This window comes from Micromonospora sp. NPDC051924 (genome assembly GCF_055586005.1).
In genome coordinates this window covers 21965-29198 of record NZ_JBVJJA010000065.1, presented here as the reverse complement: position 1 = coordinate 29198, position 7234 = coordinate 21965, and the positions used below count along the sequence as shown (strand labels likewise).

The following is a 7234-nucleotide window of genomic DNA, read 5'->3' as shown; positions in this document are numbered from 1 at the left end:
GATCATCGTCGTCACAGGCCACCTCCCGCACCGCACCGGCCTCGCCCTTGTCCTTGTCCTTGTCCCGGTCCTTGTCCCGGTCCTTGTCCTGGTCCCGGTCCTTGCCGGCGTCGCTCGCATTCTGCGGCGCGGCTGCGCGGTTCTCCGACACGCGCTGCGCGTCATCGGACTTGTTGTCCCGAGCAGCGAGGCCACCGAGCGCCGCCAGACCGACGACGCCGGTCAGCCCGGCCACGCCGGTGGCGACCCAGAGCGCCCGCCGCCTGCTCGTCGGCGGGGTCATCCGAGCCCCGCCGTCGGAAGTCGTTACGTCGTTGGACATCAGAGCCTTCCGCCCTTTCGGTTTCTACCAAAGGGGTCGCACCACCCGAGGTGGGTCGACCAGCTACAAACCGGTTGTAGCCTCTGATCGACACCGTATGAGAAGGATCCTCGCGACGCGGACGTATAAGAAAAAATTGCGCATTACGCCCATACCCGATCGGGTGGTGCGAGCAGGGGCGCGACCGCCCGGCAGGGCAGCAGGGCGCGCAAACGCGACGGGCCCGCCCGGCGGCGTCGGACGACGACGAAACGTCGCAGACGCCGGCGGGCGGGCCCGTCGCGGGTCGTGCCTCCCGGTCAGCCCGGCAGGCGGGGACCGGCCTCGCGCTGCTCGGCCAGCCAGGTCTCCACCTCGTCGGAGCGGCGCGGCAGCCCGGCCGAGAGGTTCACCGGACCGTCGGCGGTGACCAGGATGTCGTCCTCGATCCGGACGCCGATGCCGCGCAGCTCCTCGGGGACCAGCTCGTCCTCCGGCTGGAAGTACAGGCCCGGCTCCACCGTGAGCACGTAACCCTCGCCGAGCGGCCCGTCCCGGTACATCTCCTTGCGGGCGTTGGCGCAGTCGTGCACATCGATGCCCAGCATGTGGCTGGTGCCGTGCAGGGTCCAGCGGCGGTAGACCGTGGAGGCCGGGTCCATCGCCTCGTCCACGCTGACCGGCAGCAGCCCGAGGTCCTTCAGCGCCTCGGCGAGTACCCGCATCGAGGCCAGGTGCACGTCACGGAACGCCACCCCTGGCTTGCACATCTCGATGCCGGCCTGCTGGGCGGCGTAGACGGCGTCGTACACCTGCCGCTGCAGCGGGGTGAACCGGCCGTCGACCGGCAGCACCCGGGTCACGTCCGCGGTGTAGAGGTTGCGGTTCTCCACGCCCATGTCCATCAGCAGCAGCTCACCCGGACGGGTGACGCCGTGGTTGTGCACCCAGTGCAGGATCGTGGCGTGCTCGCCGGCGCCGACGATCGAGCCGTACCCGACGTCGTTGCCGTCGTACCGGGCCCGCAGCGCGAAGATCCCCTCCAGCAGCCGCTCGGAGGCCGCCCGGTCCGCCGGCAGCGCCCGGGCCACGTCCTCGAAGCCGCGGACGGTCGCGTCGCAGGCCTCCTGGAGCTGGGCGACCTCCCACTCGTCCTTGACCAGCTTCAGCTCGGAGATCGCGATGGCCAGCTCGCGGTCCCGGCCCGGCTGCCCGTCGGCCCGGGCCCCGTCGTACGGCCGCACCGCCGCGTCCACCCCGGCGTCGAAGCCGCGCAACACCCGGGTACGCCCCGGCGCCAGCTCGGCCAGGGCCGCGTCCAGCTCGGTCAGGTCGGCGGTGGGCAGCCCCAGCTCGGTCGACTTCTCCTTCAGCGTGGGCCGGCGACCCACCCACAGCTCGCCGTGCCGGCTGCGGAAGAACTCGTCGGTCTTGCGGGAGGACCGGGGCCGCATGAACAGCGTGGCGTCCCCGTTCGGGCGCAGCACCAGCACGCTGTCCGGTTCGAGGTCGCCGGTCAGGTAAGCGAAGTCGCTGCCCGGCCGGAACCGGTGGTCGGTGTCGTTGGCCCGTACCTTCTCGTTGCCGGTCGGGATGACCAGCGTCTCCCCGGGGAAGGCCGCGGCGAGCGCGGCCCGCCGCTTGGCGTGGTTGGGCACCTCCGGGCGGGGGCCGACCGGCAGTTCGGTGTCCCGCCAGCCCTGCCGCATGAACGCCAGGAACGCCTCCGGGAAGTCCGGGTCGTGCGACTCCGTGCCATCCGCCGGCTTGCCCTGCTGCGTCCGCTCCTCGGCCATGATCCGTCCTCCTCGAGCCTCGTCGCTGGTCCAGACGGTATCGCGCGCACGGGAGCGGGAGGACCCTGCGGTGCCGCGACGTCCGCACGACCCGCGTGAAAAGATGACCACCATGTGCGGACTCCTGGCCTTCTTCAGCGCGCGCGGCGACGCCGCCGCCCACCGCGACCACATCGCCGGCGCACTGGAGTGCCTGCACCACCGCGGCCCGGACGAGACCGGGGTCGAGGTGGTCGGCGACGCCTCCGGCCGGTACGCGGACGGGGTGTTCGCCCACAAGCGCCTGGCGATCATCGACGTGGCGCTCAGCCACGAGCCGCTGCCGTACGCGAACGGTCGCTACCTGCTCACCTTCAACGGTGAGATCTACAACTACATCGAGCTGCGGGACGAGCTGATCCGGGACTACGGCGCCCAGTTCGCCACCAACGGCGACGGTGAGGTGATCGTCGCCGGCTACCACTACTGGGGCGAGCAGGTGCTCACGAAGCTGCGCGGCATGTTCGCCTTCGTGATCTGGGACCGGCAGGAGCGGCGGGCCTTCGGCGCCCGGGACTACTTCGGCATCAAGCCGCTGCACTACCTGGAGACGCAGGACGGCCTCTACCTCGCCTCGGAGAAGAAGGCGCTGCTGCCGTTCGCCCACTCGGCCTACCAGGGCGACGCCGGGATCGACACCGCCAACCTGAGCCACTACCTGACCCTCCAGTACGTGCCGGAGCCCGGCACCCTGCACAAGGGGATCAGCCGGATCGGGTCGGGGGAGTACCTGACCTGGAGCCCGGGCGGCCGGATCGAGGTGCGCCGCTGGTACCGGCCGGTGTTCCACCCGGCCCCGGTGGCCGACGAGCAGAAGCTCTACCACGAGATCCGGGAGACGCTGCGGGAAAGCGTCCGGATGCACATGCGCTCGGACGTGCCGGTCGGCTCGTTCCTCTCCAGCGGCATCGACTCCACCGCGGTGGTCGCCCTGGCCCGGGAGTTCAACCCGAACATCCTGACCTTCACCGTCGGGTACGACGTGCCCGGCTACTCCGAGATCGACGTGGCCCAGGAGTCGGCCCGGCACCTCGACGTGACCACCATCCCGACCAAGATCGGGCCGCAGGACATGATGGAGGCGCTGCCGAAGATCGTCTGGCACCTGGACGACCCGGTGGCCGACCCGGCGCTGGTCCCGCTCTACTTCGTGGCGAAGAAGGCCGCCGAGCACGTCACCGTGGTGCTCTCCGGCGAGGGCGCGGACGAGTTCTTCGGCGGGTACACGATCTACCGGGAGCCGCTCTCGCTGAGCGGCGTCAACGGCCTGCCCGGCGGGGTGCAGAAGGGCCTGCGGGCGGTCTCCAAGGCCATCCCGCAGGGCGTGAAGGGCAAGAGCTTCCTGGAGCGCGGCACCACCCCGATCGAGCAGCGCTACTACGGCAACGCCCGGATGTTCACCGAGGAGGAGAAGCAGCACCTGCTGCGCCGGTACGACCCCTCGGTCCGGTACACCGACGTCACCGCGCCGATCTACGCCGAGGCGACCGAGCTGGACGACGTCACCAAGATGCAGTACGTCGACCTCTACACCTGGCTGCGCGGCGACATCCTGGTCAAGGCCGACCGGATCTCCATGGCGCACTCGCTGGAGGTGCGGGTGCCGTTCCTGGACCGGGAGGTGTTCAACGTCGCCGCCGGCATCCCGGTCGACCTGAAGCTGCCGCCCCGCTCCGAGGCCACCAAGTACGCGATGCGCCAGGCGTTGCAGGGCGTCGTTCCGCCGGCCATCGTGAACCGCAAGAAGCTGGGTTTCCCGACCCCGACCCGGGTCTGGCTGCGTGGCGAGATGTACGAGTGGGCCCGGCACGTGCTGGCCACCTCGGGCGCGGGCGACCTGATCGACCTGTCGTACGCGATGCGCCTGCTGGACGAGCACAAGCGGGAGGAGGCGGACCACTCCCGCAAGGTGTGGACCGTGCTGATCTTCTGCATCTGGCACGCCATCTTCGTGGCGAAGACCCTCGACCCGGGCATCCAGCGCAACCAGTCCGCCCTGCTCACCAAGCCGGTCGTCGGCAGCATGGTCCGCTGACGCGGATCTGGAAACGGGCCCCCGGCGCCGCCGGGGGCCCGTTTCACTGCCCGCTCACCTGCCGGTGCAGGTGACCGTGGGCATGGTGTTGGTGCCGGAGCTGTTGGCCAGGAAGCCGAAGATCGTGCTGCCCTCCGGGGCGAGGGTGCCGTTCCAGGACTCGTTGGTGACGGTCACCGACGACCCGCTGGTGCTCGCCCTGCCGCTCCAGACCTGGGTGAGCGTCTGACCGCTGGGCCAGGTCCAGTTCGCGGTCCAGCCGGCCCACGTCCGGCTGCTGTGGTTCATGATCTGGACCTCGCCCTGGAACCCCCCGCTCCAGGCGTTGACCACCTTGTAGACGGCCATGCAGTCGCCGCTGCCCGGCGGCGGCATGGTCGGGGTCGGGCTCGGCGAGGTCGGCGTGGGCGTCGGACTGGTGGGCGACGGCGTCGGGCTGGTGGGGGTGGGGGCCGGGGTGGTGGGCGACGGGGTGCCGCCCGGGCCGATCCCGGTCACCTCGCCGTTGCCGCCGTCGAAGGTCACGTCCGAGCAGCCGAAGAAGTTCTCCTGGCTGTCCGAACGGACCCAGCGCGAGTAGATGATGTGCCGGCCGCTCTTGTTCGCCGGCAGCGTGCCGTTGAAGTAGTAGTGCCCGTCGTTGGTGCCCGGCGAACCGACCGACGGCGGGTTGGTCACCGTCAGGAACGGCTGCTCCTCCAGGTCGCTCCAGGCCAGCGGCCGGGTCGGGCTCCAGCTGTCCCTGGTGACGTAGAAGTAGAAGGTGCCCGGGTGGTGGGCCCAGTTGCTGTACCGGAACTCCATCGTCCGGCCGGCCGTCAGGTGGGTGAGCGGCCAGTCGGTGCGGGCCGCGTCGTAGCCGGTGAAGTTCGGGTTGCCGCCGCTGCACAGCTTGCCGTCGGGGATGAAGCCGACGGTCCGCCCGCCGGCGTCGGAGCGCAGCACGCTGAACCAGTTGTAGAGCGAGTTCGGCCCGCTCTCGGCGACCGCCGCCGCGCAGGCGGGGTTGTTCGGCTTGATCTCCCCGGTCGCGGTGAGCCCGTCCTTCCAGCACAGGTAGGTCCGGGCGCCCGGGGTCATCGCCGCGCCGTGGGCGGCGGCCGGGTCGGAGTTCGAGGCCAGGGCGAAGGCGCCCAGGGCCAGGGTGGCGGCCGCGGTGAGCAGCGCGGCCGTACGGGATCGGTGCACGGGTTCTCCTGACTCGCGGGGCGCGACCCGCTGCGGCCCGCCCCGCTGCGACGAGCGGATGCGACTGATCGCGGCGCCACGCCCGGCGGTCGGAGTGCGGCCGGGGACGTGCGCCGCCAGCGGTCCGTGCCACGGACCGGTGTGCCCTCGCGTCGGCTCGACCCGGCTGCCGGCGGCGCGGCAGCCCCCGCGCCACTCCGGCAAGCGCAATCCGACCATGGCCGCCGCATCGCATGCAATAGCTGACCGTCGATGAGCGTCGCGTGCCGCCCCGGGATGCGCCAGGATCGGGGGTGGGAACGGAAGGAGGAGTGACTATTTGTCGATTTCCTCCGCATGTCGGTCTATGGTTGCCTGTTGTTGGCAGCGGCATTAACGACTCCGACGTGCTGTCGGGGTGCGACGCTACGAGAGGAAGTCAAGCAGGCGAGTCTGACCGTGGAGGGTGGTCGGTGAAGGTCACGCGGATCGCCTATTCGGCACGGCTGAACGCGGGTAAGTATGCGGCGTTGCGGGAGCAGGCCGTCCGGTTGGGCCGGGTTCGTAGCGAGGTGTGGCAGCGTTACGGATCGATCGACGGTGTCGGTTCGGGGTTGAGGGACCGGCAGGTGCGGGATCGGTGGTTGGCCGACGGCGCGCACGTGCGCTTCGGGGTGCTGGCGAATGCGTGGAAGGAAACTGTCCGCGACGCGATGGCCCACATCGGAGCCAATCTGGCGGCAGCGAAGGTGGAAGTGCGTCGGGCGGTCTTCCGGCGTACGAGCGATCCGGTCGAGCGCAAGCGGATGCTGGGCGCGTTAAAGGCGGACCGGTGGGCTGGGGACCCGTTCCTGCCTCGGCAGATGCGCAAGCATTGGAAGCGTGGCCGCAATCGCACGTACGATCAGATCGTGGTGCGCGCCGACCAGCACAATAGCGTCGTCGACGGGCGCGGCCGGTTGTGGCTGGCGGTCCCCGGCCTCGAACGCCGCAGGATGATCCGTATTCCGCTGTCGACGACGGTCGCGCCGACGGGAACGCTGCGGCTGATCCTGCGCGGCGGCCGGGTCGAGGTGCACTATCCGATCGACGCCTCGCAGATGCGGTCGTCGCAGCGGCCCTGCGGCATTGCGACGGTCGGCGTGGACAAGGGCTACACCGAAGCCCTGACCGACTCCGACGGCGACCACCACAGCACCCGCCTCGGCCAACTGCTGACCAGCGAGTCGGACCGATTGAAGGAACGCAACCGGCACCGCGCGAAGCTGCGCTCGATCGCCAACACCGCCGCCCTGCACGGTGACCACGCGAAAGCGCACCGGATCAAGACCAACAACCTCGGCACTGTCAAGTGGGACCGGCAGGCCGTCCGTCACCGCGCCCGGGTGCGTACGGAAATCTTCACCGCCGTGCACCGGGTCGTCGACAAGGCCGCCACGGTGGTCGCCGAAGACCTCAGCCGAAGGTTCGCCGGGCGCAAGGCGCTCGGCAAGAATCTCAACCGCCGCCTCGCCGCGTGGACCAAAGGGGTCACCGCCGAGGCGCTAGCGAACGTGTCGGAGCGCAGAGGTTCTGCGCTCGTGCACGTCAACGCTGCCTACACCTCACAAACCTGTCACCGCTGCGGACGGTTCGGCCGACGTGGTGGGGACCGGTTTCACTGCACCTGGTGCGGGGTGGTGTGGCAGGCCGACGTGAACGCCGCGATCAACACCCTGCAGCGAGCAGGCGACCCCGACATCGCCCTGCACACCCCACATCAGCGGGTGAAGCAGATCCTGCAGGACCGGACCGATCGCCACCGGACCAGACTGCCGGTCCAGGACTCCGGCCCGGTCACCGCCGGACGGAGAGCGAAACATCCGAACCGCTCAACAACGAGCAACTAGTAGGAAG

At 70.2% G+C, this 7234-nt stretch carries 4 protein-coding genes and 1 pseudogene; 2 read left to right on the top strand and 3 right to left on the bottom strand.

What is annotated here, in order from left to right; all coding sequences use genetic code 11:
• Positions 1-283 (bottom strand): annotated as a pseudogene (locus ACZ6S5_RS31920) (hypothetical protein); the annotation flags it as partial.
• Between the two features lie 338 nt (positions 284-621).
• The gene (locus ACZ6S5_RS31915; RefSeq protein ID WP_466005948.1) at positions 622-2097 is read right to left on the bottom strand and encodes an aminopeptidase P family protein; all 1476 of its coding nucleotides are present in this window, start codon (positions 2095-2097) and stop codon (positions 622-624) included.
• Between the two features lie 112 nt (positions 2098-2209).
• On the opposite strand from ACZ6S5_RS31915, the gene asnB reads away from it, so the two are divergent.
• On the top strand, positions 2210-4171 hold the full coding sequence (gene asnB / locus ACZ6S5_RS31910; protein ID WP_466005947.1) for an asparagine synthase (glutamine-hydrolyzing): 1962 nt from the start codon (positions 2210-2212) through the stop codon (positions 4169-4171).
• 54 nt (positions 4172-4225) lie between these two features.
• Here asnB and ACZ6S5_RS31905 read toward each other — a convergent pair whose 3' ends face one another.
• The gene (locus tag ACZ6S5_RS31905; RefSeq protein ID WP_466005946.1) at positions 4226-5359 is read right to left on the bottom strand and encodes a lytic polysaccharide monooxygenase; all 1134 of its coding nucleotides are present in this window, start codon (positions 5357-5359) and stop codon (positions 4226-4228) included.
• 452 nt (positions 5360-5811) lie between these two features.
• Between ACZ6S5_RS31905 and ACZ6S5_RS31900 the strand changes: the two genes are divergently transcribed.
• Positions 5812-7227 (top strand): RNA-guided endonuclease TnpB family protein, encoded by a 1416-nt coding sequence (locus ACZ6S5_RS31900; RefSeq protein WP_466005945.1) that lies wholly within the window; start codon positions 5812-5814, stop codon positions 7225-7227.
• Positions 7228-7234 lie beyond the last annotated feature (7 nt).

Bases quoted from the DNA above. Each gene is read 5' to 3' on its own strand.
- ACZ6S5_RS31915 (WP_466005948.1), bottom strand. From the start codon at position 2,097: ATGGCCGAGGAGCGGACGCAGCAGGGCAAGCCGGCGGATGGCACGGAG.
- asnB (WP_466005947.1), top strand. From the start codon at position 2,210: ATGTGCGGACTCCTGGCCTTCTTCAGCGCGCGCGGCGACGCCGCCGCC.